The sequence below is a fragment of the Streptomyces sp. WAC04114 genome, assembly GCF_019733245.1.
In the GTDB taxonomy this organism is placed as follows: domain Bacteria; phylum Actinomycetota; class Actinomycetes; order Streptomycetales; family Streptomycetaceae; genus Streptomyces; species Streptomyces massasporeus_A.
On the sequence record NZ_JAIGQA010000016.1, the window covers coordinates 21,813 to 47,224 of the forward strand.

Annotated in this window: 25 protein-coding genes and 3 pseudogenes; 20 read left to right on the top strand and 8 right to left on the bottom strand. The window is 72.1% G+C overall.

Annotation, left to right across the window (positions count from 1 at the left end; translation table 11 throughout):
- The first annotated feature begins 30 nt into the window (after positions 1–30).
- Positions 31–1,509, top strand: coding sequence for a hypothetical protein (locus K4G64_RS07285; RefSeq protein WP_221755203.1), 1,479 nt, complete (start codon positions 31–33; stop codon positions 1,507–1,509).
- A 134-nt stretch (positions 1,510–1,643) separates the two neighbouring features.
- On the opposite strand, the gene K4G64_RS07290 is transcribed toward K4G64_RS07285, so the two are convergent.
- Both K4G64_RS07290 and K4G64_RS07295 read right to left on the bottom strand, forming a co-directional pair.
- Positions 1,644–1,838: a hypothetical protein gene (locus K4G64_RS07290; protein WP_221755204.1), complete on the bottom strand. Its 195-nt coding sequence runs from the start codon at positions 1,836–1,838 to the stop codon at positions 1,644–1,646.
- Between the two features lie 81 nt (positions 1,839–1,919).
- Positions 1,920–2,087, bottom strand: coding sequence for a hypothetical protein (locus K4G64_RS07295; protein WP_221755205.1), 168 nt, complete (start codon positions 2,085–2,087; stop codon positions 1,920–1,922).
- A 104-nt stretch (positions 2,088–2,191) separates the two neighbouring features.
- Between K4G64_RS07295 and K4G64_RS07300 the strand changes: the two genes are divergently transcribed.
- On the top strand, positions 2,192–2,683 hold the full coding sequence (locus tag K4G64_RS07300) for a DUF5709 domain-containing protein (RefSeq protein WP_221755252.1): 492 nt from the start codon (positions 2,192–2,194) through the stop codon (positions 2,681–2,683).
- A gap of 108 nt (positions 2,684–2,791) precedes the next feature.
- On the opposite strand, the gene K4G64_RS07305 is transcribed toward K4G64_RS07300, so the two are convergent.
- Both K4G64_RS07305 and K4G64_RS07310 read right to left on the bottom strand, forming a co-directional pair.
- A complete protein-coding gene (locus tag K4G64_RS07305) occupies positions 2,792–2,998 on the bottom strand; it encodes a hypothetical protein (protein ID WP_221755206.1) in 207 nt (68 codons plus the stop codon).
- Positions 2,999–3,150: 152 nt separating this feature from the next.
- Positions 3,151–4,266 (bottom strand): PP2C family protein-serine/threonine phosphatase, encoded by a 1,116-nt coding sequence (locus K4G64_RS07310; protein WP_221755207.1) that lies wholly within the window; start codon positions 4,264–4,266, stop codon positions 3,151–3,153.
- Between the two features lie 303 nt (positions 4,267–4,569).
- Between K4G64_RS07310 and K4G64_RS07315 the strand changes: the two genes are divergently transcribed.
- Complete coding sequence (locus K4G64_RS07315) at positions 4,570–5,463, top strand: GNAT family N-acetyltransferase (RefSeq protein WP_221755208.1); 894 nt, start codon at positions 4,570–4,572, stop codon at positions 5,461–5,463.
- A gap of 68 nt (positions 5,464–5,531) precedes the next feature.
- Here the strand turns inward: K4G64_RS07315 and K4G64_RS07320 are convergent, their stop codons facing one another.
- Entirely contained in the window at positions 5,532–6,407 is an 876-nt protein-coding gene (locus K4G64_RS07320) for a Gfo/Idh/MocA family protein (protein ID WP_221755209.1), read from the bottom strand.
- Between the two features lie 206 nt (positions 6,408–6,613).
- On the opposite strand from K4G64_RS07320, the pseudogene K4G64_RS07325 reads away from it, so the two are divergent.
- Both K4G64_RS07325 and K4G64_RS07330 read left to right on the top strand, forming a co-directional pair.
- Positions 6,614–7,151 (top strand): annotated as a pseudogene (locus tag K4G64_RS07325) (AAA family ATPase); the annotation flags it as partial.
- Between the two features lie 2 nt (positions 7,152–7,153).
- Positions 7,154–7,450 carry a hypothetical protein gene (locus K4G64_RS07330; protein ID WP_221755210.1) on the top strand — a complete coding sequence of 99 codons (297 nt, stop codon included), beginning with the start codon at positions 7,154–7,156 and terminating at the stop codon, positions 7,448–7,450.
- A gap of 53 nt (positions 7,451–7,503) precedes the next feature.
- Here the strand turns inward: K4G64_RS07330 and K4G64_RS07335 are convergent, their stop codons facing one another.
- Positions 7,504–7,914 (bottom strand): VOC family protein, encoded by a 411-nt coding sequence (locus K4G64_RS07335; RefSeq protein WP_221755211.1) that lies wholly within the window; start codon positions 7,912–7,914, stop codon positions 7,504–7,506.
- Between the two features lie 173 nt (positions 7,915–8,087).
- On the opposite strand from K4G64_RS07335, the gene K4G64_RS07340 reads away from it, so the two are divergent.
- Positions 8,088–8,939, top strand: coding sequence for an aldo/keto reductase (locus K4G64_RS07340; RefSeq protein ID WP_221755212.1), 852 nt, complete (start codon positions 8,088–8,090; stop codon positions 8,937–8,939).
- A gap of 235 nt (positions 8,940–9,174) precedes the next feature.
- Here the strand turns inward: K4G64_RS07340 and K4G64_RS07345 are convergent, their stop codons facing one another.
- Entirely contained in the window at positions 9,175–9,405 is a 231-nt protein-coding gene (locus tag K4G64_RS07345; protein ID WP_221755213.1) for a hypothetical protein, read from the bottom strand.
- Positions 9,406–9,586: 181 nt separating this feature from the next.
- Between K4G64_RS07345 and K4G64_RS07350 the strand changes: the two genes are divergently transcribed.
- Both K4G64_RS07350 and K4G64_RS07355 read left to right on the top strand, forming a co-directional pair.
- Positions 9,587–9,901, top strand: coding sequence for a hypothetical protein (locus tag K4G64_RS07350; protein WP_221755255.1), 315 nt, complete (start codon positions 9,587–9,589; stop codon positions 9,899–9,901).
- 379 nt (positions 9,902–10,280) lie between these two features.
- A pseudogene (locus K4G64_RS07355) lies at positions 10,281–10,430 on the top strand (transposase); the annotation flags it as partial.
- A gap of 233 nt (positions 10,431–10,663) precedes the next feature.
- Here the strand turns inward: K4G64_RS07355 and K4G64_RS07360 are convergent.
- Entirely contained in the window at positions 10,664–11,116 is a 453-nt protein-coding gene (locus K4G64_RS07360) for a GNAT family N-acetyltransferase (RefSeq protein WP_221755214.1), read from the bottom strand.
- Between the two features lie 281 nt (positions 11,117–11,397).
- On the opposite strand from K4G64_RS07360, the gene K4G64_RS07365 reads away from it, so the two are divergent.
- From K4G64_RS07365 to K4G64_RS07420, 12 genes and pseudogenes are all read left to right on the top strand, one after another.
- Entirely contained in the window at positions 11,398–12,108 is a 711-nt protein-coding gene (locus K4G64_RS07365; RefSeq protein WP_221755215.1) for a TauD/TfdA family dioxygenase, read from the top strand.
- Positions 12,109–12,187: 79 nt separating this feature from the next.
- Positions 12,188–13,225: a diiron oxygenase gene (locus K4G64_RS07370; RefSeq protein ID WP_221755216.1), complete on the top strand. Its 1,038-nt coding sequence runs from the start codon at positions 12,188–12,190 to the stop codon at positions 13,223–13,225.
- A 21-nt stretch (positions 13,226–13,246) separates the two neighbouring features.
- Positions 13,247–14,530 carry a KamA family radical SAM protein gene (locus K4G64_RS07375; protein WP_221755217.1) on the top strand — a complete coding sequence of 428 codons (1,284 nt, stop codon included), beginning with the start codon at positions 13,247–13,249 and terminating at the stop codon, positions 14,528–14,530.
- Positions 14,527–15,987, top strand: coding sequence for a dipeptide epimerase (locus K4G64_RS07380; RefSeq protein WP_221755218.1), 1,461 nt, complete (start codon positions 14,527–14,529; stop codon positions 15,985–15,987). Before K4G64_RS07375 ends, K4G64_RS07380 begins: the two co-directional genes overlap by 4 nt.
- The gene (locus tag K4G64_RS07385; RefSeq protein ID WP_221755219.1) at positions 15,984–17,102 is read left to right on the top strand and encodes an Ldh family oxidoreductase; all 1,119 of its coding nucleotides are present in this window, start codon (positions 15,984–15,986) and stop codon (positions 17,100–17,102) included. The genes K4G64_RS07380 and K4G64_RS07385 overlap by 4 nt, the downstream gene beginning before the upstream one ends.
- Positions 17,099–18,343: an acetyl-CoA carboxylase biotin carboxylase subunit family protein gene (locus tag K4G64_RS07390; protein ID WP_221755220.1), complete on the top strand. Its 1,245-nt coding sequence runs from the start codon at positions 17,099–17,101 to the stop codon at positions 18,341–18,343. The genes K4G64_RS07385 and K4G64_RS07390 overlap by 4 nt, the downstream gene beginning before the upstream one ends.
- Positions 18,340–19,551 (top strand): GNAT family N-acetyltransferase, encoded by a 1,212-nt coding sequence (locus K4G64_RS07395; RefSeq protein WP_221755221.1) that lies wholly within the window; start codon positions 18,340–18,342, stop codon positions 19,549–19,551. Before K4G64_RS07390 ends, K4G64_RS07395 begins: the two co-directional genes overlap by 4 nt.
- 6 nt (positions 19,552–19,557) lie before the next feature.
- A complete protein-coding gene (locus K4G64_RS07400; RefSeq protein WP_221755222.1) occupies positions 19,558–20,478 on the top strand; it encodes a branched-chain amino acid transaminase in 921 nt (306 codons plus the stop codon).
- The gene (locus tag K4G64_RS07405) at positions 20,475–21,479 is read left to right on the top strand and encodes a hypothetical protein (protein WP_221755223.1); all 1,005 of its coding nucleotides are present in this window, start codon (positions 20,475–20,477) and stop codon (positions 21,477–21,479) included. The genes K4G64_RS07400 and K4G64_RS07405 overlap by 4 nt, the downstream gene beginning before the upstream one ends.
- A gap of 46 nt (positions 21,480–21,525) precedes the next feature.
- Positions 21,526–22,863, top strand: a complete 1,338-nt coding sequence (locus K4G64_RS07410) for an MFS transporter (protein ID WP_221755224.1) — start codon at positions 21,526–21,528, stop codon at positions 22,861–22,863.
- Complete coding sequence (locus K4G64_RS07415) at positions 22,860–24,137, top strand: ATP-grasp domain-containing protein (RefSeq protein WP_221755225.1); 1,278 nt, start codon at positions 22,860–22,862, stop codon at positions 24,135–24,137. Before K4G64_RS07410 ends, K4G64_RS07415 begins: the two co-directional genes overlap by 4 nt.
- A gap of 1 nt (position 24,138) precedes the next feature.
- Positions 24,139–25,208 (top strand): annotated as a pseudogene (locus K4G64_RS07420) (alpha-hydroxy acid oxidase).
- Positions 25,209–25,412 lie beyond the last annotated feature (204 nt).

Below are 25,412 nucleotides of genomic sequence, written 5' to 3' on the forward strand. Positions count from 1 at the left end.
GTTTTCGATCAACGGGGTTAGGGGCGGAACATGGCCGATGGCGCGAACGCCATCCTGGTACGACGGCGAAAACGCGAACAGACGGCCGGCCCGCGCGCCACCCGCTGGACGCGCGGCAACCGGCCATTGGCCCTCCTGGCCGCCGTCTTCACGCTCGCGCAGCTCGTTCTGGTCCGGCCCGTCCTGGGCCTGGGCTGGGACGAGATCGTCTACATCAGCCAGGTCACCTCGCACCACCCCGCGGCGTTCTTCAGCGCCCCCCGTTCCCGCGGCGTCTCGCTGCTGGTCGCGCCCGTCGCGTCCTGGTCCTCGTCCGTCCCCATGCTGCGGGTCTACCTCGCCCTGCTGTCCGGGCTCGCCCTCCACCTGGCCCTGCGCTCCTGGCGCGGCCTGTTCCCGACCCGCGTCCTGGTGGTCGGCGGGGCCCTCTTCGCCTCCCTGTGGGTGACCCTCTTCTACGGTCCGCAGGCCATGCCCAACTACTGGGTCGCGATCGGTGCCCTGGTCAGCGTCGGCTGCTTCCTGCGGATGCGGGCGGAACGTTCCTCCCCCAGGACGCTGTGGGGCCTCGCGGCGGGCGGCGCGCTGATGGCCTGGATGCGTCCCACCGACGCGGTCTACGTGGCCGTCCCGCTGCTCCTCCTCGCCCTGGTGCGCCGCCACTGGCGCCTGCTGCTCGTGTTCGCGGCGGGCCTCGCGGCGGGCGCCGTCCCGTGGGTGATCGAGGCGTACCTGAGCCACGGCGGCCTGGCGGCGCGGCTGGCGGAGGCCTCCCGGATCCAGGGCGGACTGGGCTGGCAGATCGCCGTCGACGACCAGCTGCGCAGCCTGGGCGGACGGGCCCTGTGCCGGCCGTGCACCGGGTCGATGCCCACCCCGCTGGTCACCCTCTGGTGGTTCACCCTGCCCGTGTCGGCCGGCCTCGCGCTGGTCGTCGCGGCCCGCGCCCGGCGCCTGGAACGGACCCTGGTCCCGCTGGCCTGCGCCACCACGGCCGCGCTGCCGTACCTGTTCATGATCGGCTACGCGGCGCCGCGGTTCCTCCAGCCGGCCTACGCGCTGCTCGCGATCCCGGTCGCCGACGCCCTGTGGCACCTGGTCAGAGGCCCGGGCCGGTCCTGGCGCCCGGTGGCCGCCCCCCTGGTCGCGCTCGCCCTGGCCGGGCATCTCGCGGCGCAGCTCGCCGTCCTGGACGGCGCCGTGTCGCGCAACACCGAGAGCCGCCGCGACTGGGGCCGCACCGCCGACGCCCTGCACCGGCTCGGCGTCCGCCCGCCCTGCCTGCTCACCGGCCACGAGGCCATCCCGATCGGCTACTACACCGGCTGCAACTCGGGGGCGACGTCCGGGAACAACGAGAACATCACCGTGGCCGGTGTCCTGCGCGCCGCGGACCGCCTCCCGGTCGCCCACCTCGCACCGGCCGGCGGCACCCCGCCCCGCTACGCCCGCGGCTGGCCCGTCCACCGGATCTCGGACCTGGACGTCCGTGTCGCGCCCGGCCCCTGACGCGACGTGGCGCGTTGCCCGCCCGCCCGGCCCAGGTAGGAGTCCGCGCCGAGGGCGCCCCGCACGGCACGATCGTGCCGGCCGGCCCGGCCGAACTCCCCGGCTCGGGGACCTGGCCGGGCCGGGGCGCGGCGTCAGTGCATGGCCGAGAGGGCGAGGGCGAAGAACACCGCGAAGGCGAGGGAGACCCCGACAACGAGCGCGGCCACCGCGAGCACGACCGCCCCGAACAACCCCGTCACCACGGACATCCCGAGCCAGGCGACCCGGCGCGCTCGTGCGGCCTCCCGGACCACGTCGCCGTCCTCGTACCAGTCGTCATCAGCCATGACACTCTCCCGGCGGGGAGACTACAGCCGGGTGCTCGGGCCCCCGCCCGCAGCTCCTTGCGCCACACGGTGATCTGCTGCTCAGCGTCGCCCGTGTACGACACACGGTGTGCGGGGCGCGCGGGGCCCCAGCATGCCCAGCAGGACGCCCGCGATGTCCCTGGCACTCGCCGCCGGACGGAAGAGGGTGGCCTCGGGCCCGGTGCCGATGAAGAAGAGGTTCGGGTGCCGTTCCGGCCCGGGGATCATCCGCCGAGGTTAGAGGCCGCGTAACGGGAAACGCGGAACGCACAGCACGGACGAACGAGTCGACGCAGCGCGTCAGGGAGGCAGGAGTGATGGGCACGGAACCGATGCGCCCCGAACCGATGGCGGACGACGCGTACCAGCCCACCGGGACCAACGAGGAGCAGGAGGACGCCGCGCCGCTGGACCTGCAGGACGCCGTCGACGAGCGGACGTACGACGACACCCTCGACGAGGGCTACTCCCCGCCGGAGAAGCCCCTCGGCGTCACCAAGCGCGGTACCACCGCCGCGGAGCAGCACGAGGGCGAGACCCTCGACGAACGCCTCGCCCAGGAGGTCCCCGACGTGTCCGCTGAGCCGGGCGGGGACGGCGTGGGGGACACCCCGGACAGCGACGGCGAACCGGTGGACCCCGAGGCGGGCACCGCCCGCGCCGGCCGCCTGGTCGCCCCGGACGAGGGCGCCCACGCGGACACCACGAAGGAGTCCGTCGCGTCCGACGTCGGCATCGACGGCGGAGCGGCGGGTGCGGAGGAAGCCGCCGTGCACGTGGTGGAGGACGAAACCGACCTGCCCGAGGACGACGGCGGGGTGTGACCCGCCCGCCGGGCACGCAGAGGCCGCATGCAGAAGGCCGCACGCAGAAGGCCAACGGACCCGGACGCGCTTGCGTCGGGCCGGTGGCCTTCCGTGTGCCGGGGGGCGCTAGGGCAGCAGCTTCTCCAGGGCGGTGGGTCCCTCCGCCGCCAGCTTGCGCTTGGCCCACTCGAGGTTGTGCGGGGTGAGGTCCTTGCCCGAGGCGAGGACGAGGTCCTCCGGCGACACGTCGGTGCCGGTGCGGGCGTGGAGCAGGTGGTCCGGGGTGGCGCGGTCCTCGGACGGCCGGGATGCGGCGGGCTCTGACGTCGACATGTTCTCTGCTCCTAGGGTCCGGATTGCTGATGCGGCCCCGGTGCTGAAAAACGGGTCCGATATCACCATTCCCCGCGAGAGCGCGGCGTGCATCCGGAGAGCGCGACGGCGGGCCCACCATACCGGCCGCACGACCCCGCCGGCCGTTGTTGTCAGTGCTCCTCCTGCGGACGCGGCGCGAGCACCAGCATCGTGACGTCGTCCTGCACGTCGGGGCAGTGCCGGACGAGGTCGGTCCACACCCGTTCTGCCAGTGCGACCGGGTCCTCGGCGGCGAGGTCCGGCAGCCGTTCGGCCAGGGGGTAGAAGGCCCCGCCCGCGTCCCTGGCCTCGGTCACCCCGTCGGAGGCGAGGAAGAGCCGGTCACCCGCCCTCAGCGGCACCGAGACGACCCGGGGCGGGGTGGTCCCGGCGAGACCAAGACCGAGACCGAGCGGCGTGCACGGCTCGACGTCCAGCTCGACGGCCTTCCCGTCACGCAGCAGCAGCGGTCCGGCCTGCCCGCACGCCACGATCCGCACGACCCGGGCGTCGGCGGAGAAGCCGAGCAGCACCGCCGTCGCGAACAACTCGGCATGCGGGTCGTCCGCCGAGTCCACCGCCAGCCTTCGGTCGAGCCGGGCCGCCACCGCCTCCGGGTCCGGCTGGTCCAGCACCGCCTCCCGGAACGCCCCCAGCAGCGAGGCGACCGTGGCGACGGCGGACAGTCCGTGCCCCTGCACGTCGCCCATCACCGCCCGTACGCCGTAGGGGCCCGCCCGGACGTCGAAGAAGTCGCCGCCGACCAGCGTCCCGCGCTGCGCGGGACGGTACAGCCCCGCACACCGCACCGGCCCGACCCGCTCCGGCAGCAGCGGTACGACGGCCCGCTGCGCGACCTCGGCGACGGTCCGCTCGGTGACCAGTTGCGCGTCCCGCCGGGAGCGGACGTACGACAGCAGCACGCTCAGCACCGAGACGAAGCACACGGTCAGCAGGTCGGTACTGCCCGGATCGTTGAGGTTGAAGACCGGTACGGTCAGCACGACCACCACCAGCGCGCCGAGCACCGCCGTCGCCACCGGGCCGTGTGCCAGCACCGCCAGCGGTGGGATGGCGCCCAGCAGGAAGCCGATGTCGAGCGGCTCCGGGCTGACCAGCTCCGCCAGGCAGACGCCCGCCAGCAGCGCCGACGGCAGCACCCGGGCCCAGACGGGCGGCGGTGCGCCGCGCAGCCAGCCCCGCCGGTACGGATCCCGGCGTGCCGGCCGGCCGCGCACACTGCTCACACCACCACGCTGCTACGGCCGACCGCCCGCCGCACTCCGGGCCCGCACCGCAGCGGGGCCTTCGGACACGGCGGGAAGGGCGCCGACGCAGGCCGGACGCCCAGGTGGGAGACGTGCCCGAAAACCGATGGACGGCTCGTCGGAAGATCCCGTAGCGTGTGGCGCGCCACGCCCCGAGACGAACGGAAGGAGGGCAGAGCCGTGCCGTTCACACCGATCCCGCGCTCCCTCCCCGTTGTCCCGGCGTGCCTCGACTGACCCACCGGGAGCGCTCCGAGCAGTATGCGTCCCGGAGGACATCCCATGACCGATGTGGTCATCCGCGCGCTCGACCCGAGCGACGCCGAACTCTTCGACACCCTGTCCGACCCGCTGGGCGCCCGTGAGGGCCACCGCACGACCCGGCACCGCCCCGAGTGGAAGCGGGTGGCCCTGCGCGACGGCCGTGTCGTCGCCCGCGGTGCCTGGTGGGGCGGCCCCGACGACACCGAGCCGATCAACGTCAACTGGTTCGACGTGGCCGAGGGCGAGGAGGAAGCGGGCGCCGCACTCCTGCGTTCCGCCCCCTGGCAGGTCGAACTGGAGCTGAACCTGCCCGCCGGCTGGCGCGACGACCCGGCCCTGCGCAGCGCCGCGGAAGCCTGCTTCACGGCCGCCCGGAAGGCCGGTTACGACCTCCTGGTCGAACGTTTCCTGTACCGCTGGACCCCCGAGCACGGCCTGCCCGAGCGGCCCGGGCGCCTCGAGTTCCGCGCCGAACCGGACGACGCCGTGTTCTTCGACGCGCTGCGCCGCATCCACTCCGTCACGCTGGACGCCCACGCGCTCAAGGCCATCGAGCAGGGCGGAACCGACCGGGCGGCCCAGGAGGAACTCGACTTCTTCCACTGGTGCCCGTCGCCGCGCGAGTGGTGGCAGGTCGCGTACACCGCGCAGGGCGACCTGGCCGGCATGCACATCCCGGCTCACAACCCGTCGGGCCCCTGCATCGGCTTCATCGGCGTCGTGCCGGAACACCGCGGATACGGCTACGCCTACGACCTCCTGGCCGAGTGCACCCACTTCCTCGTGGAGCAGGGAGCGGAGGCCGTCACCGGGGCGACGGACCGGGGCAACGTTCCCATGGCGGCGAACTTCGCCAAGGCCGGCTACCCGGTGGTGAAGGAGCGGATCAACTTCGACCCGCCCTCGGTGTAGGAGCCGGGCCGCCCGCGAACTCGCCCCGGCCGAACGGGATATCGGAGGCCGGGGCGGTCGCGTCGCGGTCAGTCGTTCAGCAGTTCCTGGGCCGCTGTGAGGATCTCCGTCACCCGGAGGCCGAACGCCGCGTCGCAGGCGTGCGGGCGGCCGGTGCGGGCGGCGGTGAGCAGCGCGTCCGCCGCCCGCTTCAGCGCGGGTACCGCTCCGTCGGCGCTGTCCGGCAGCGTGGCGACCCCGGCCTCTCCTCGCAGTTCCACGGCGGCACCGGCCGCGGCCGGCGGTGCCGTCAGGCTCAGGGTGAGGGTGCTCGACGCGCCACCGGTGTGGTCGAGGACGATGTGCGCCGTGTCGCCGGGGCCGTACGCCGCCGCCGTCACGCGCCGGACGTCGCCGAGGACCGGCAGCAGCACGGACAGGGCATGCGGGCCGACGTCCCACAAGGCGCCCTTCTCCCGCCGCCACGGCGTCGCGAAGGGGCTCTCGCTGGTGAACACCGCCCCGAGCCATTCCGCCCGCCCCGTGAACCAGCCCGGCACCGCCGCCTGTTCGGCGATCCACGCCGCCGGCTCGGGCTGGAAACGGGTCGTGAAGAACACGACCGAGGCGACACCGGCCTCCGCGGCGGCCTCGACCACGGCGCGCCCCTGCGCCGGCGTCGGCGCGAGCGGCTTGTCGAGCAGCAGATGGCACCCGGCCCGCGCCGCCCGGGCGGCGAGTGAGGCCTGCACCTCGGGCGGCAGCGCCACCGCGACCGCGTCCACGTCGGCGAACAGCTCGTCGACGTCGTCGTAGGTGCGGACGCCGTGCCGCTGCGCCAGCTCCTTGGCGGCCTCGGGGCGACGGCCCCACACCCCCGCGAAGTCCAGCTCCTCATGCCCGCTCAACGCGGGTGCGTGGGCCAGCTGCGCCCAGGGTCCGGTGCCGAGCAGTCCTATGCGCATGCCGCCGCCTCTCCACGCTGTCGGAAGAACGAGCGTGCCACACGCAAACGACGGGCCCGCAACGAGGGGCGGGCAACAGAAAAGGCAAGGAGTGTTCTCCTCGCCTGTCTCAGGTCATAGCCCACGGGGGGCCTTGCGGCAAGGCCCCGCGGCTCCCGCACCATGTCCGGCCCAAGCCCCACGACCTGCGGAAACGGGAGCATGACGTGACCCCTGCGACCACGAGCGCGTTCGACCTTCCCGACACCTCGCGCACAAGGCCGCCCGGCGTCGATCGCCGGGGACGAGCGGCACTTCGCCGCCGTCGCCGACTGCCTGGAGCAGTCGATCGCCGAACTGTCCGACCGTCTGGACGCCGAGCGCAGGGCGCCCGGCGGCAAGGGCCGGCAGGCCATGGACCGGGACGCCGAGATCCACCGCCTGACCACCCGCCTTCGCGCCCTGCGCCGCTTCGGACTGGACCTGTGCCTCGGGCACATGGCCGCCGCGGACGGCTCCGAGCCGGTCTACGTGGGGCGGCTCGGCCTCACGGACAGCGACGGGCGCCGCCTGCTGGTCGACTGGCGTTCCCCGGCCGCGGAGCCGTTCTGCGGAGCCACCCACGCCCACCCGATGGGCCTGGCCGGCCGGCGCAGGTACCGCTGGACCGACGGGCGGATCGTCGACTACTGGGACGAGGTGTTCACCGCCGACGGATTCGACGGGCACGCCGCGCTCGACGACGGGAACGGCTGGAGCGGATCGGCTTGGACCGGGTCGAGATGGCCGCCCTGAGCGTCAACTACCGGACGCCCGCCGAGATCATGGCGGAGGCCGAGCCGGTCATCCGGGCCGCACTGCCGGATGCCAACGTGCCGGCGTCGATCCCCGGCAGCGGCGTCCCGGTCCGCCACGGGTCCGCCGCGGAGCTGACGTCGGTCCTGGACACCTGGCTGGCCGGGCACTCCGAGGGGATTGCCTGTGTGATCGGCGACCCCGGGTTCCGCCCGGCCTCGCCCCGCGTCCGGTCGCTCACCCCGGAGCGGCCACGCAGGAGCTCGTGATCCTCACGAGCTCCTGACGCTCCGGACCGGGCGGGCGGCTCCCGCTCGGGCGCTCAGCTCTGTGCGCTGATGTTGACCATCCAGGGGACGCCGAAGCGGTCCGTGCACATGCCGAAGACGTCGCCCCACATCTGCTTCTCCAGCGGCACCGACACCGAGCCGCCCTCGGACAGCTTCTCCCAGTAGCCCCGCAGCTCGGCGTCGTCGTCACCGCTCAGACTCACGGAGTAGGAGCCGCCCGGCTCGGACTCCATGCCCGGCGGGTTGTCGGCGCCCATCAGGGTGAAGCCGCTGGGCGTCTCCAGCATGCCGTGCATGATCTTGTCGGCGTTCGGCGCGTCCGCCTGCCCGAAGTCCCCGTAGCTGTTGAGGTCGAGCGTGCCGCCGAAGACCTCCTTGTAGAACTCCATCGCCTGCCGGGCTTCGCCGTTGAAGTTGAGGTACGGATTGAGGCGCGAGGCCATGAGAACCTCCCAGAAGGGGGCAAAGGGTGTTTCCGCGCAGCGTATCGCCGGGCACTGACAACGGCTCGTCGAGCGTGCCGCCGTCCGCGCGGGGCCGGCTGCCGCGGCAGCCGGTGTCATCGTGAACTGCCCTGCTAGCGTGGCCGCTTGAGCAAAGGGGGAGAAGGCGGCTCATGGCATCGACGTTCCGCATCGGCGGGGACCTGGACGTACGGCGGCTCGGTTTCGGAGCCATGCATCTGCCCACCGGGGCCGGACCCGACCGGGAGAACGCCCTCGCGGTGGCCCGGCGGGCCGTGGAGCTCGGCGTCACGCTGATCGACACGGCGCACCTGTACGGCGGCGGAGCCAACGAGGAACTCCTCGCCGAGGCCCTGCATCCCTACCCGGAAGACCTGCTGATCACCACCAAGGTCGGTGTCGCGCGCACCGGCCCCGGCGGTGACTGGAAGCTCGACGGACGGCCGGAGATCCTGCGCGACCAGGTCCGGCAGGCCCTGCGACGGCTGCGGATCGAGCGGATCGAACTGCTCCAGCTGCACCGCATCGACCCCGAGACACCGCTCGCCGACCAGCTCGGCACCTTGCGCGAGCTCCAGACCGAGGGCCTGGTCGGCCGGATCGGGCTGTCCGAGGTCACCGTCGACGAGCTGGAGCGGGCCCGGGAGCTCGTCGACATCGTGAGCGTGCAGAACCGCTACAACCTGCTCGACCGGGAGCACGAGGCGGTGCTGGACGCGTGCGCGGCGGCCGGGATCGCCTTCCTGCCGTGGCGCCCGGTGGCCTGGGGGAACACCGGGGCCCAGGCCGGGATCGCCGCCGTCGCGGCCGAGCTCGGGGCGACACCCACGCAGGTCGCGCTCGCCTGGCTCCTGGACCGCGCCCCGGTCGTCCTGCCCATCCCGGGCACGACCCGGATCGAGCACCTGGAGGAGAACCTCGCCGCGGCCGACCTGAAACTGACGCCCGCCCAGCGTGACCGGCTCGACGGGTGGGCCGAGGGAGCACGGGCCGAATCGGGATGAGGAGCCGGGAGATGTGATGTCCGCGCCTTCCCCGCATGCACAGCCGCTCGTCGGTCAGGGGGGCAGCCACCCGTCCGTGCCGGGAGCGGGGGCGGACGACCACCCGTCCGTGCCCGGAGTGGGGACGGTTCGGCCGGGCACCGGCCGTTCGGCGCCGGGCAGCGCCGACGCCGCGAGAGCTGGAGACATGCGTGGCCCCGCCACGCCGTACATCCTCCGGTCGGCGTACGCGGGCTCACGTCTCGTCGGACGCGCCGCTGTTCCAGTCGTACGGGCCGCCGCCCTGCCACTCGATCAGCTCGCTGTCGTCGACGGCCGTGTCGGCCGTGGGCAGGCCCTCGCGGTGCAGCAGGTCCAGCACGTCGAAGAGGCTGTAGGCGACGCCCATGCGCTCGCCGCGGATGGTCACCAGCCGTCCGCCGTCCGTCGCGGGCGGCTGCACGACCACAGGGGGTTGACCGTCCATAGCCCCACCATGCTCCCGAAACGGCCGGTCCGCAGCTCGGTGACGTCCAGAAGCGGTACGGGCCCCCTCTCGCGCCGGAGCCCGGGTGGGCTGTGCGCCGGTGACAACCCGCCATCCGGAAGCTGAGTTCTCATCAGTACTCCGCGAGAGCGGTCGTGCCACGTCCCTGGGCGTCCGTGGCATGGACATGAACAGTACGCACGGAGGAAAGCGGCGCGGTGCCGTGCTCGCGGTGCTGCTGACCGCCGGGACATTCACGGCCACCGCCCCGGGCGCCGGCGCCGAGGGCACGCGCACCGAGACGCAGGTTTCGTGGACATCGCTCCCCGGCGACACCAACCTGCCCGACATCGGCCTCGGTTACGGAGTCGTGCAGGCCGGGCCGGACAGCGGGGTGCTGCCGCGCACCCTGTCAGCGCCCGTGCTGCTCAGCTCCGAGACCATGACCCTGCTCGGCATCGCGGGCCTGGGCGCCCCTGAAGGACCTGGACGGTGAGGCGGATCCTCGACGTCCTGACCGCGGCCCCCGTGCAGAACGGCGGCCGGCCGGAGCCCGTCTCCACCAGCCTCGCCGGCTTCGCCCGGACACCGTGCCGGCCCTGCCCTTGCCCTCACGCATGTACGGGGCCCGGCAGGATCGATCTCCTCCCGGGCCCCCTTCGTGTCACGCGGGCTCAGAGCCTGCCCGCTGCGAACGTGGCCGCCTCCTCGGCGTCGTCCCGGTAGCTCAGGTGCGCCCCGACGTCGCACCTCGAAGGTGCCGCGGGCCGCGACGACCTCGACGTCCGAGCAGGCCGCGGCCACGGCCGGGGGAGCCGAGAGGCCGGCGAGCCTGGCCCCGCCGGCGAGCGACAGCGCCGCGAGACGCATACGTGGGACGGCCGCGAGTGCCCGACCGGCAGGCGTTGTTCGGCATCCTGTTCGTCTTGCACAGGGGCATCCAGTGGGAGTACCTCCCGCAGGAGCTGGGCTTCGGATCGGGCATGACGTGCCGACGGCGCCTTGCGGCCTGGAACGAGGCCGGCGGGTGAGACCAGCTGCACCTGCGGACGATCTCCTGGCTGCACGGCTTCCGCCGCCTGCGCACCCACTGGGAACGACGCGACGACATCCACGAAGCCTTCCTTGGCATCGCCGTCTGCCTGATCACGCACCGCCACGTCCAGAGGCTTTGTCAGGGCCAGTCAGGAGTCCTGAAGCGCAGTCCGTTCCCCCTCCTCGCATCGGTCCCGGCCCTTCGGCGCGACATCAGGGCCAGTCAGAGCTGCAACTTGAAACCGACGTGCGAACCAGTGAAGCCCAGGCGCTCGTAGAAGCGGTGGGCGTCGGTGCGGGCCGAGTCCGAGGTCAGCTGGACCAGTTGGCAGCCCTGGCGGCCGGACTCCTCGATCGCCCACTCGACAAGTCGGGCACCGAGGCCGTGCCCCCGCTGGGAGCTGTGCACGCGTACACCCTCGATGATCGAGCGAGTCGAACCCTTGCGTGAAAGTCCGGGAATGATCGTGAGCTGAAGAGTGCCGACGACTCTGCCGTCCGACTCGGCAACGACCAACAGCTGGTTCGGATCTCTTTGCAACCGCTCATATGCTGACTGGTAGGGAGACAGGTCCTCGGGAGACTCGCGGGTCGCCCCCAGCGCGTCGTCGGCGAGCATGGCCACGATGTCCGGGATGTCATCCCGCGATGCCGGGCGGATGTCGATATTCGTCATGCGGTGCATGTTAACCGGACGGATCTCGCGGGGGCGGAGATTCCAACTCGGCTTGCTCACCGCACTGTTCTGCTTCAGTTCACCTGCGGAAAGGCGCCGCTTCGAGAAGCGATTCCTGGCATTTGGTTCCGTGAATCATCTCACAATGCGAGCCGTTGCGGCACAACCCACTGCTCACAGATGATCACTCCGGGTACGCCGACGGCTTGATCTCGAACACTTCGTCGGTCAGCGCGTTTCCATCAGGGATGGGGGATTCCTACATGTCTACGGCCCTTGATATGCACACTCGGGAACTTGCAGAGCAGGGGTACACGCTGCTCGAGGGGATCACCACGGACGAGGAGGCGGCCGCCGCCGTCGGCGTCTTCGGTGACCTGGTCCCGCAGTACGACGGCTCGCTGCGCTACCAGGTGCAGGCCGCTCCGGGGTTCGAGGAGCGCCGATACTCCAAGAGCGTCAACACGATCCTGGTGCACACGGAAGCGCCGGGCTGGAACCCGCCGCCCACCTACCTGGCCCTGCATTGCCGGGTCCAGGCCACCTGCGGCAGCGGCCACACCGAACTCGCCGACATGCGACAGTTCGTCGCCTCACTGCCCGACCGCGACCGGGCCGCCCTCTACGAGCAGACCGTCGACTGGGTCGGCCACAACACCGGGGGAGTCGGCACCGAAGGAGTCCGCCGCCCCGCCGTCGAGGTCACCGACAGCGGCCAGGAGATCCTCCGCTTCAGCTACAACCTGCTGACCACCGGCCAGTACGACCCGCCGGTCGACGCGTCCGTCGATCCGGAGCAACTGCCGCTCGGCAGCTTCGGCATCCACCTCGCGGAACAGGCCGAGGCCTTCTTCCGAGAGCACCGCGTCTCGGTGCTCATCCCCGAGAACCACGTCCTCGTGTGGGACAACCAGCGGATGGTGCACGCCCGTTCGGCCTACAAGGACAAGCGGCGCCACCTCACCCGCTACTGGATCGCCGCCCAGCGCTGAACCGCGCGCCCGTCACCAGTCACCCCGTCACCGGTGGCACATGCACCCGTGACAGACACCGATCACGTGAGGCCCACGCATGACCGACGACCGGAACGCGCCGGTTCAGGACGAGCAATTCCCCACCGGGCTGCCGGAGGAGCTCCGGGGACTGCCCGAGGGCGTACCCCGCCACGACCCCGACGACCAGATCGAGAGCGCCGTCATCGGCCGCCTGGTCGGCAACTGGCACCGGCGTGCCACCGTCAAGCGCGACGAGCCGAACCTCGACGACCTGTTCGAGCTCGACCGCCCCGACTACCCCGAGCGGATTCTGCCGTTCCACGACCACCCCACGTACCGGGCGCTGGACCCCGCGAAGAAGACCCAGCTGCTCAGCTGGGCCTGGATCGCCTACAACCGGCACACCATCATGGCCGAGCAGAAGGTGGCCAACCCCGCCTTCGCCCTGGTCATGGAGGGCGAGTACCCCGAACTCCAGGACGAGGCGCTCAACATCTCCCTGGCCCAGGCGATGGTCGACGAGCAGTACCACACGCTGATGCACCTCAACGCCAGCGCCGTCACCCGGCGCAAGCGCGGCTGGGCGATGCCCGATCACGAACTGCCGATCTCCCACACTGCGCGTGAGCACCAGCGCCTGCGCGACAGCGCCCAGGAGCGATGGCAGCAGTCCCTGACCACCCTCGCGTTCGCGACGGTGTCGGAAATCTCCATCAATGCCTACCTGGACCTGCTCGCCGACGACCCGGACATCCAACCGATCAACAGCAGCACCGCCAAGCTGCACAACCGCGACGAGTACTGCCACGCCTCGATCTCCGCCGTGCTCGCCGAGGTCGTCCACGACCGGCTCGATGAGAAGAAGCAGCGCTTCTTCCGCGACATGCTCTTCGAAGGCCTGGAGGCCTTCGTGGCCACCGACTACACCACCTGGCACCGCATCATGGACCTGGTCGGTGTCGAGGGCGGTCACAAGATGCTGCACGACTGCCAGGCTGAGCAGAGCCGCAGCCGGCTGGTCCGCGACTACACGGGCCTGCACACCCTGATCGAGCGCATGGGCGTCCAGGAACTCGTCGAGTTCGACTGGTCCAAGTCCTACGTGGCGCGCTGAGCGGAATCGAGACCCCAACCCGTGAAGCACTATGCGAACGAGCGCCTTGCGCAGCTCGCGCGCGACCGCGGCATGCCGGACGTGTACGTCCGCGATCTGCGCGTGGTCTCGAGCGTCCTGCCGTTCAAGGTGAACGAGTACGTGGCCGACGAGCTGATCGACTGGTCGGCGGCACCCGACGATCCGATCTTCCGACTCACCTTCCCACACCGCGACATGCTGCCCGCAGAGGTCTTCGACCGTATGGCGGCGTTGTTGGACGCGGGGGCGCCGCGCTCGGAGCTGCGCGCAACCGCCACCGCCGCACAGCTGGAACTGAACCCGCACCCAGGGGGCCAGCTCGAGTCGAACGTGCCGACCCTCGACGGGCGCCGGCTCGACGGCCTCCAGCACAAATACGCCGAGACGCTGCTGGTCTTCCCCTCACAGGGGCAGACCTGCCACTCGTACTGCGGCTACTGCTTCCGCTGGGCTCAGTTCGTCAGCCAGGAGGAACTGCGCCAGGCGCTGCGTGAGCCGGCGGACCTGACGGGCTACCTGACCCATCACCCCGAGGTCACCGACGTGCTGTTCACCGGCGGCGACCCCATGATCATGCGGACCGAGGTGGTGCGCCGATGGGTCGAGCCGCTGCTGACCGCCACCCCCACGGTGCGCACCCTGCGGTTCGGCACCAAGGCCCTGTCGTATTGGCCGGCCCGGTTCACCCAAGGCCCGGACGCGGATGACCTGCTGCGGCTGTTCGAGGAGTGCGTGGCGCGGGACCGGCACGTGGCCGTCATGGCCCACTTCTCGCACCCGCGGGAGCTGGAGACGAACCAGGTGCGCGAGGCGATCGCACGCATTCGCGCCACCGGCGCCGAGGTGCGGGCCCAGGCCCCACTGGTCGCGCACGTCAACGACGACCCCGACGCCTGGGCTCGGATGTGGCAGCTCCAGGTCGAACTGGGCGTCGTTCCCTACTACATGTTCGTGGAGCGGGACACCGGGGCGAGCAGCTACTTCGGCATTCCCCTCGCCCGCGCCCTCGACATCTACCGCGAGGCCGTGCAGCAGGTCTCCGGTCTGGCCCGAACCGCTCGCGGACCCGTGATGTCCGCCGCCCCGGGCAAGGTGATGCTGCACGGCACCACGGAGGTGGCCGGGGAGAAGGCGTTCGTCCTCAGCTTCCTCCAGGCCCGCCGTCCGGACTGGGTGGGGCGGCCGTTCTTCGCGGCGTACGACGAGCACGCTCAGTGGTACGACGAACTGAAGCCGGTGTCCTTCGGCACCACCCTGCCCACGAACGGGGGTGAGCAGGGGTGAGGCTCCAGGTCCACGAGATCCGCCTCACGGACCACGACGTGTGGCGCAGCGCCCGCGAGGCGATCCCGGTGCAGCCCGGCGTGCTCGTCGAATTGACGGCACGCGGCCACTCCGGATTCGGTGAGGCCTCGGCCTTCATGACCGACCGCTACAACTCTTCGCTCGACGCCTTGCACGCGGCGCTGCGCCGCGCCGCGCCGACGCTGCGGGAACTGCCGGCCGACGACCCCGAGGGGGCGTTCTCGGTCCTGGCGCCGTTGCTGTCCGGCTCCCCGTTCGCGCTGGCCGCGCTGGACGTGGCCGCGCACGATCTGGCGGCCCGACTGGCGGGCGTACCGCTGTGGCGCCGGCTGGGCGCGACGGAGCCGGGCGCACTGCGCTCCAGCTACAGCATCGGCCTGGACGAGCCCGCGGTGATGGTGCGCAAGCTGCTCGAGCAGCCGGCCTGGCCGGCCTACAAGGTCAAGCTGGCCGCTCCCGGTGACCTGCACATCCTCAAGGCGCTGCGTGAGCACACCGACGCGCCCTTCTTCGTCGACGGCAACTGCGGATGGGAACCCGCCGCGACGCATACCGCCCTGGGTGCGATGGCCGAACTGGGCGTGACCTTGCTGGAGCAGCCCTTCCCTCGCGACATGTGGACGCAGGCCAAGGCACTCAAGGACATCTCCCCGATCCCGGTGTACGCCGACGAGAGCATCACGGGACCGGAGGACCTCGAAGCCTGCGCCGAAGCGTTTCACGGCGTGAACCTGAAGCTCATGAAAGCCGGCGGCATCACGCCCGCCCTGCGGATGCTGCGGGCGGCGCGGGCGGCCGGGCTGGGCACGATGCTCGGCTGCATGCCCGAGTCCAGTGCCGGAGTGTCGGCCACGGCCCATCTGGGGCCCTTCGTCGATCACTTGGACGCCGACAGCATCGCGCTCCTCGCAGTGGACACGGGCGTCGGCATCCTCCTCGACGACAAGGGCGGCATCACGTTGCCCGCGGCACCCGGCACAGGCTTCGAGGCCGCCTTCCACGGACCGGCGTTCACGATCCGTCCCACCACAGCCGACCAAGTCGGCTGGGACGGTGACGAGTTGTCGGCCCTCCGCGACGGCACCGCCCTGGCCTCGGTGCGGATCCGGCGCCGGCCCCTGCCCGGCCGGGCGCCCTCGGACACCGTCCGGCAGCTCGACGGACCCGACGGGCCGGCCGCCGACGCGGCGGGCCCGGAGGAACTGGTCGCGCTGATACGCGGCGCGATCACGCGCGCGGTCGCCGATGGAGCGGACACGGTCTGGCTTCGGACCGCTCACAGCGGCGTGCGGCAGGCCTGCCGCACGGCCGGATTGGCTCCCCTCGGTGACAGCCCCGGCCGGGGCGATCACGGCGACATCCCCGGCGACGACACCCTCACGGACGACGGCGACCCGTCGTCCTTCATGGTCTGGAAGGCGAACCGATCCGCATGACCGATGTGCACGACGCGCAGGACACGACGGCCGCGGCCAACGCCACCGTCGCCGCGTCCGCGGACACTCCGCTGCTCCCGGCCGCCACCGCCGCAGCCCTCGCCGAGACGGCTCTGACCCGGGCGGGGCTCAGCCCCGACGACGCCCGTGACGTGGCACAGGCTCTCACCGAGACCTCGCTGCGCGGCATTGACACCCACGGCCTGCGCCTACTGCCGCAGTACCTGGACGAACTGGCGGACGCGATCGCCACCGCCCGCCCCGAGATCCGGACCATCCGGGACACCGGAGCGGCCGTCATGCTCGACGCGGGCGGTGCACTGGGGGTGGTGGCCGGCCTGACCGCCGCCCGGACCGCCGCCGAGCGGGCTCGCACGCATGGCGTAGCCGCGGTCGGGGTCCGCAACTCCAACCACTTCGGGGCGGCCTCCGTCTACAGCCGCCACCTCGCCAAGGAGGGCCTGGTCGGCATCGTCACCACCTCCGCGGCCTCCCGGGTCGCTCCGTTCTCCGGAACCGAGCCCCTGTTCGGCACGAACCCGCTGAGCTTCGCCGCGGCCGCCGAGGACGACGAGTTCGCCCTCGACATGGCCACGAGCCAGGTCTGCTTCGGTGAGATCAAGGAGCGCCGCAAGCACGCCATGGCGCTGGACGCCGGCTGGGCCACCGACACCGAGGGCAGGCCGGCCACAGACCCGGAGCAGGCGTACGCGCTCTCGCCGCTGGGCGGCTACAAGGGGCAGGGCCTGGCCATGGTCGCCACCCTGTTGGGCGCGGTGCTGACCGGCTCCCCGGCGGACTGGGAACTGGAACACATCGGTTCCTCCACCCCCGGCCGCAGCCGGGGCATCGGCCATCTCGTGGTGTGCCTCGATCCGGCCGCCTTCGCCGGCAGCGCACAGTTCGCCTCAGGGCTCAGCGGCATGCTGGACACCACGCGCGGTGCCCGGCCCGGCGCCGACGCCGGGCAACCCGTGCAGGTGCCCGGTGATCCACAGCGGCGCATCGCCGCCGAGCGGACCCACAAGGGCATTCCGCTGGACCCGCACACCGCGCGGGCCTTCGCGGCACTCGCGGCCGAGCATGGCGTGGCCTGGCCGGGGGTGCCGGCGTGATCCTCGTCCTGATCAGTCCGCGCAACGCGGGCCTGCCCTTCGCCGAGTGGCTGCCCGAGGAGTCCGGACAGCTGCTGGCCGTCACCGCGCAGGAGGTGGCCACCGGACCCGGCTTCGCCGACGTGGAACGGGTCACCGATTACACCGACGAGGCGTCCGTCCTCGCGGCGGCCCGGCGGATTGCGGAGCGCCACACCGTGACCCGCGTGCTGGCCCTGGCCGAGGTCGACGTCGAGCGCGCGGCGGGCCTGCGCGCCGAACTGGGCCTGCCGGGCCAACTGGCCGCCAGCGCCCGCGCGTACCGCGACAAGGTGGTGATGAAGGAGCTGGCGGCGGCCGGAGGTGTGGCGGTGCCGCCTTTCGCGGCGGTGGCGTCCGCGGCGGACGTGGCGGCCTTCATGGCGGCCCACCCGGGCCCGGTCGTGGTCAAGCCGCGGGGCGGTTCCGGTTCGACCGGCGTCGCCGTGCTGCACGATCCGTCGCAGATCACTCAGGTGGCCGACCGGCTGACCGGCGGCGACTACGAGGTCGAGGGGTACGTCACCGGCCGGATGTGCCACGTGGACGCGCTGCACGTCCAGGGGGAGCCCGTGGTGTGCGTACCGTCGGTGTACACCGACGGCGGCTGCCTGTCGCACTGGACCGACTCGGGCAACGGCAGCTGGACGCTGCCGGCCTCCGATCCGCTGTACGAGCGGCTGGTGGGGGAGACGTGGCGGCTGGTGGGGGCGCTGCCCGCGGCGCCCGCGCTGTTCGTGCACGCCGAATTCTTCGTGACGGACACCGGCGAGGTCGTACTCTGCGAGATCGCCGGCCGGGTCGGCGGCACTCCCATCCCCGCCATGCTGCACGCCGTGCTCGGGCTGGACCCGCGGCACCTGTGGGCCAGGATCGAGTGCGGCCTCCCGGTGGACCTGGACGCGGTACGGGCGCACCGCGAGGCCGCGCCCCTGGTGGCCAACTTCGGTTTGCCGCCGCGCGATGGGCGGATCGTCCGGCTGCCTTCCCGAGCACCCGACGGCGCCCGCGACTTCACCGTCCTCGCTCGTCTCGGCGAGGACTGGGGCGGTGCCCGGTACGCGGGCCGCAAGTCCGGCGATTTCATCGCGACATGGCTGGTGACGGCGGACGACGCCGAGGAACTGCTCGCGCTGGTCGACAAGACCAGCGCGCAGACGGAGGCCGCTTTCGGCTGGGAGCTCTCCGACCGGCCGGCAGATCCCGAGGAGGCGACCCGGTGAGCGACCTGACCGCCGAGATCGTCAGCCCCGATGCCCGCCCTACGGCCTCGGCCTTCCCGGCCCTCGCCGCGCCCGCGGTGATCTGGGAGGACGACCGCTGGTGGCGCTTCACCGAGCACACCGACCTGCACGAGGTGCGCTACCTCGTCGTGCGCGAGGACGGCGACCTCGTCGCCGTGGCGCCCCTGCTCATCACCCATGACGGCGGAGGCCTGCTCTTTTACGACACGCCGAAGATGACCGGCGACACCAGTGCCTTCGGCGCGCCGGAGCTGCTGGACGCACAGCGGCGGGCGCGCTGGGACGAACTGGCCGGACGGCTGGCCGACGCCCGCCGCGGTCAGTACCCCTCGGTCGCCCTCGCGGTGTTCGGCTCACACCACGGCATCGTCCACGCCGAAGGGCGTGACGCGGCCGGCCGGGCGCGGGTACTGGCAGAGCTGCCGCGGCTGCTGGAGGAGACCGCCGAACTGCTCGGCTGCCGCAGCAGCTCCCTGTTGTACGCCACCGACGAGCAAGCCGCCGTCCTCGGCCCCGCGGCCCGGGCACGCGGCCACATCCCGGCGGTGCTGGGCGCAGAGTCCGTCATGCGGCTCGACGCGCCGGACTGGGAGACGTACCTGGCCGGGCTGGTGAGCCGCAAGCGCAGCCGCGTCATCAACGAACTGCGCGCCTACACCGAGGCAGGCTTCACCACCGTGGTCCGCGAGGGGCCCGAGTCGCTGTCGGACCCGATCGTGGACCTGCAGGTCAAGCTGCGCGCCAAGTACGGGCTGCCCGGCGGACGGGCCCGCGTTCAGCGGGACTTCGACGCCATCCGCGAAACCGTCGGCGACAGTTGCATGGTGATCAGCGCCGAACGCGACGGTGAGACGCTCGGGTTCGTCCTCTACCTGCGGGCGGGCCACGCCATGTACGGCCGCACAGCAGGCTTCAACGAAGACGCCAAGGGCGTCTACTTCGCCCTGACGTACCACGAGACGAACCGCTGGGCGCTGGCCCACGGCGTGCGCGAGATCTGGTACGGACTCGCCGCCTACGACGCCAAAAGGCTGCGCGGCTGTGACCTCGAGGCACGCCACGGCTGGTTCCGCTTCACGGGCACGGGCAGCACCGAACTCGAGGAGGTCCTGCGGCTGCAGGGCACGAGCGAACACGACCGGCTCCGGGGCCTCGGGTACGACAGTACGACTTCACAAGGAGACTGAGCACAGATGCCACTGACCCCGACCCCGCTCATCTGGATGGACGGCGAGCTGGTTCCCTGGGACGACGCCAAGGTGCACGTGCTCACTCCGAGCCTGCACTACGGATGGGGCGTCTACGAGGGCATCCGCGCCTACGCCACCGACTCCGGCCCGGCCGTGTTCCGGCTGCGCGAGCACATGGCCCGGCTGCGCAACTCCGCCCGGGTCTACATGATGCAACTGCGCTGGACCGACGAGGAGTTGGTCGCGGCGGTGCTCGATCTGGTCAGAAACAGCGGCCACGACTCCTGCTACATCCGCCCCCTCGCCTACCTCGGCTACGGCGAGATGGGCGTCGCACCTCAGCTTGACGCGGTGCGGATGTCGATCGCGGTGTGGCCGTGGGGGTCGTATCTCGGAGACAAGGCCGAGGCAGAGGGCTGCCGCCTCATCGTCAGCAACTGGCAGCGCAACTCGCACCAGACCGTTCCGCCGCTGGCCAAGGCCACGGGCGCCTACGTCAACAGCGCACTCGCCAAGGTCGGCGCGCAGCGCGCCGGTTACGACGACGCGCTGATGCTGACGGCGACCGGGCACATCGCGGAGGCTTCCGCCGCCAACCTGTTCCTGGTGCGCGACGGCGCCCTGATCACCCCGCCCGTCAGCGACGGCATCCTGCCCGGCATCACCCGAGACAGCGTCATCACCATGGCGCGCGACCTGGGCCTGGAGGTGACTGAGCGGAGCATTCCGCGCAGCGAGGTCTACATCGCGGACGAGGCGTTCCTGACCGGCACCGCCGCCGAAGTCGTGCCGGTGGCCTCGGTGGACGAGCGGCCGATGGGCGCCAGAGGCGTCGGACCGGTCACCAAGCAGCTTCGTGAACTGTTCCGGGACGTGGTCGCCGGCCGGCACGAGCAGTATGCGCGCTGGCTGGAGCGGGTGTGAGCAGCAACGAATCACTGATCGGCACAGCGGGCCCTCGCGGCTCCGGTGTGCCGGCCTACCCGGACCCAGGGGCGGACGCGGTCCGCACCGCCGTCGCACGTCTGGAGGCCGCCACGGCCCGGCTGCACGCAGTTCTGGACGCGCCGACGGCCGACGCGGCGGCCCGCGACGCCGGTGCACCGGAACCCGCCGGACGGAGCGCCCTGGACGAGGAACTGTGCGACCGCCTGGTCGACTTGGCGGCAGTCCGGGCCTGGGGCGCGCGGGATGCGACCCCCGCTTCGGCCTCCGAACCGGCCCCGGATGCCGCGGCGGCTGTGCTGCGCGGATGCGCGTTGTGGACCGTGGACGCCGACGTCGTCCGCGCCCTGGCCATGACGGACACCGCCGCAGCCGGGCCCCCGACGGACGTGGCGGCGGACGGTGCGGCGCCCGCCACGGACGAGGTGAGCGGTGGTGCAGCGGCCGGCCTCAGGGTGGCCCCCGCCGCGGCGAAGGCGGCGGTCGGAGCAGTGCCCGCGGTTCAGGAGGTGACCGGCGGCTCGGTGCCCGCCGCCGTCACGGCGCACGGCCGGGCGGCGGCCCTCATCACCGCGCTGGCCTCGGTCGAGGTGTACGACGCGGTGTGCGCTGGGCTGCGTGCCGCGCTGGGCGACTGCCCGGCGGGCCGGGCGGCCGCCGCCTGGGAGATCGCCGACACGGCCCTGTCGGGCCTGGGCGCCACACGCGGGGAATGGGTCGACGCCGATCCGGCGCACACGGCCGCGGGCGGTTGGGTTCTCGTGGACCGCATCGGCCGGCTGGCGCTCGCGGCCGCACTGCTGGCGTCCGCCTCCGACCTGCCGACCGCGCAGGCGGAGATCTGCGTCAACGCGGCCCGTCGGTACACCTGGAATCACCTGCGCCAGCCGCCGCCGGAGGCGGCCACCGCCCTCCACCTGCGGCGTACCGCGGAACTCGTGAACTGGATCGCCGGAACCGCAGTGCGGAGCGGCACATGAAGGGGGAGAGCTGCCCATGACCGGGGGACCTGAGGAGCACAGGCGCGTGACCGGACGAGTCGCGCGTCTGCTGCTGTCCACCCTGCCCAAGACACCGGCCGGGCGCCGGCTGGCGGCGGGCGCCGCCGTCGACTCGGTGGGCTCGGGTATGTTCCTGGCCGCATCCACCCTGTACTTCGTCACGGTGGTGGGCCTGCCCGCCGCCCGGGTCGGCCTGGTGTTGTCGGTGGCCGCCGTGGCCGGGTTGCTCAGTCCGATGCCGCTGGGCCGGCTGGCCGACCGCATCGGTCCGACGCGGGTGTACGTGGCGCTGCTGGCCCTGCGCGGACTCGGGTACGCCGGCTTCGCCCTGGTCGAGAGCTTCTGGTCGTACGCGGTGCTGACCTGTCTGCTCACTGCGCTGGACCGGGGCTGCTCGCCGCTGCAGCAGGTCGTCGTGGGCATCATCGAGGGGAGCGAGAACCAGACGCGGACGATGGCGTCCATCCGCTCGGTGCGCAACATCGGCCTGACGGCGGGCTTCCTGCTGGCGGGTGCCGTCCTCGCGATCGAGGAGCGGGCAGCCTTCGTGGCATTGTTCCTGGGCAACGCGCTGACCTTCTGGGTCATCGCCGCCGTGGTGGAGCAGTTGCGCCGCCGGACGGCCGCCTCCGCCCCCCAGACCGTGGCCACCGCTGCCGCATCGACGGAGTCGCCCGGCCCGAGCAGCGACGAGCCGGCCCCCGCAGCGGTGCGCACTCCCTTCCGGGATCTGCGGTTCATGCTCTTCACTCTCTCCAACGGCGTGCTGTCGCTGCACGATTCGGTGTTGTTCGTCCTGCTGCCCCTGTGGCTGACCACGGCCACCGACGCACCTTCCTCGGCGGTTTCGGTGCTGCTGGCCGTCAACACCGTGCTGACTGTGCTGCTCCAGGTGTACGTGGCCCGGTTCGCGGAGACCACCGCCGGGGCGTTGCGCCTCGTGCCGATTGCCCTCGTGCTGCTGCTGGTCTCGTGTGCAGCCTTCGCAGGCGCCGAACACATGCCGGTGTGGCCGGCAGCGGCATGTGCCGTCATCGCGGTGGTCATGCTGACGGTGGGGGAGAACCTGCACTCGGTCGCCGTGTGGAACCTGTCGTACGAACTGTCACCGGCCCCGGCCCGTGCCCGCTACCTCGGCGCGTTCAGTCTGGGCATGACGGGGCAGCACATCGTGGGTCCCGCGCTGATGACGGGTGTGCTCCTGCCCCTGGGCACCGCGGGCTGGGGCGTGCTCGCCGTGGCGTACGCCCTGGCCGCCGCGGTCCTGAGGGTTACCGGCGAACCCCGCACCGCCCCGGCCGGGCCAGTGTCCGCCAAGGCCTCAACTCCTGCATCCAGTTCTCCCACCGAGGTGTCCTCATGACCGAACACGTGCTCATCGTCGGCGGCGGCCGCGAGATCCCCGGCCTGATCCGGGAGGTGGGTGGCCCCGGGACCGCCACGACGATTCTGTGCAGGATGGATCTCGTCCCCAAGATCCGCAAGCCCGGGCAGCACGACCGGGTGCTGGCGCTGCGCAGCGACGCCCCCGACGAGGAGTGGATCGCCCTGGCCGCAGCCGTGCACGCACGGCACCCCTTCACCCGCGTGGGTACCTTCGGCGAGCGGGACCAGGACCGGGCCGCAGCGGTCGCCGCCGCGCTGGGCCTGCCCTGCCACTCGCCGCAGACCATCGCCTGGGTACACGACAAGGACGCCATGCGACGACGGCTGGCGGAGGCGGGCGTGGACGACACCCCGGGCGGACGGGTCGCCGACGTGGCGGAGCTGCGGGCGTTTCTGACCGAGCACGGCACGCCGTGCGTGGTCAAACCCGTCCAGGGGGCCGGCAGCTTCGGTGTCTCCGTCGTGCGTTCCATCGAGGAGGCAGAGGCGGCCTTCGCACGCGCCGCGCGCGACTTCGGCCTCATCCCGGACGCGGGCGTTCTGGTGGAGCGCTTCCACGAAGGCCCTCAGTTCAGCGTGGAGGCCTTCTCCGAGGACGGTGAACACGAGATCCTCGCCGTGACGCGGAAGTTCTCCGACCCCGTGGGCTTCGTCGAACTCGGCCACGTGGTGCCCGCCGGCCTCTCCGCCGAGCAGACCGACGCCGTGCACACCTATGTGCGGCGGCTGCTGGACACCTTCGACATCGCCAACGGCGTCACCCACACCGAGGTGGTGCTGACGGAGGCCGGGCCGCGGGTCATCGAAACCCATGTCCGGCTCGCGGGTGACGAGATCCCGTACCTGGTGCAGGACGTCACAGGCGTGGATCTGGTGGAGTGCGTGGTGCGCCAGACGTTGGGCCGGCCGGTGCTCCCGGACATCCGCAAGACCCTGGCGGACCCGTCGGTGGACCGCAGTCCGGAGGCGATCTGGTTCGCGGTGCCGAGGGCGCGCGGCACGCTCACCCGCATCGACGGTCTGGACGAGGTCGCCGCCCGGCCGGGCGTGGTGGCCGCCGAGGCCTTGCTGGGCGCCGGCGATGTGCTCGGGGACCTGGACAGCTCGCAGTCGCGCGCGGCCTTCGTCCGGGCGCGCGGAGTGGACGCAGGTGAGGCCGTGGCCCGGGCCCGGCAGGCCGCGGCGGCGCTTGGGTTCGCGGTCACGGTGTCCGGCGACGACGCGGCCGGCGACGCGCAGGACTGGGTCTGAGATGGCAGTGCCCGAGGCGCGACCCGGACCGGAGGATCTCGGCATCCGTGCGACGCGGGACCTGGCGGTGCGAGCGCGGGCCGTTCTGCCGGCCGCCGCGTACGCGTTCTACGCCGCAGGATCCGACGAGGAGATCAGCGCCGGCGAGGCTGAAGCCGCCTGGCGCGGTCGGAGGCTGCTGCCCCGGGTGCTGCGCGACGTCTCGTCCGTCGACACGGGCGTGGAATTACTGGGCACCCGGCTCACATCACCTGTGCTCGCGGGGCCGACGGCCTTCCACCGCATGGCGCACGATGAGGGTGAGACGGCCACGGCTGCGGGCGTCGCCGCAGCCGGTTCACTGCTCGTGCTCTCTTCCCGGGCGACCCGTCACCCGGAGGAGGTCGCCGAGGCGGCCGGACCCTGGTGGTACCAGGTGTACTGGCTGCGGGACGCAGAGGTGACCCGCCGTCAGGTGGACCGGGCCGTTGCGGCCGGGGCCCGTGCGCTGGTACTGACAGTGGACGCTCCGTACGTGCCGCCCCGGGTGACGTCGGAGCTTGCGCTGCCGCTCCCCGAGGACGACGAACTGTGCCGGTCGGTGGGTGTGGGGACCAGGCTGCCCGGCTGGGAGCAGGACCCGTCGCTGGGACTGGACGCCATCGAGCGGCTGCACCGGATGTCGGGTCTGCCGGTGTTGGTCAAGGGCGTGCTGCGGGCCGAGATGCGAAGGCGTGCGTAGCCGCGGGAGCGGCTGGGGTGATCGTCTCCAACCACGGCGGTCGGCAGCTGGACCGTGCCGTGACCTCTGCCGACGCTCTGCCCGCGGTCGCGGCGGCGGTGGGCGCCGACGTACCGGTGTTGGTCGACGGCGGTGTGCGCACCGGCACCGACGCCCTCGTGGCTCTGGCCCTGGGCGCACGGGCCGTACTCCTGGGGCGCCCGGTGGTGTGGGCCCTGGCACTCGGCGGTGCCGCAGGGGTGACCGCCCTGCTGGACTCGTATCGCACGCAGTTGTCGACAGCCATGGCCCTGGGGGGTTGCAGGTGCCCGGCGGACATCGATGCGGACCTGCTCCACAGCGGATCCTGATGCGCGCTCGCCCGGATTCCAGGTCGGCATGTCCATGCTGCGGCTGATGATGTAGGCGGGGTTTGGACGCGGTGACTCCGGCGGCTCTGCACACCGGCCAGATCGTCTGAGACCGGTCGCATCCGATCACTTCTCGTCAAATCTGGCCCAGGTGAGAAAATCGTGTGAATGTTTCCGCGTGGTTCGGGCATACGCAGCGAAAAC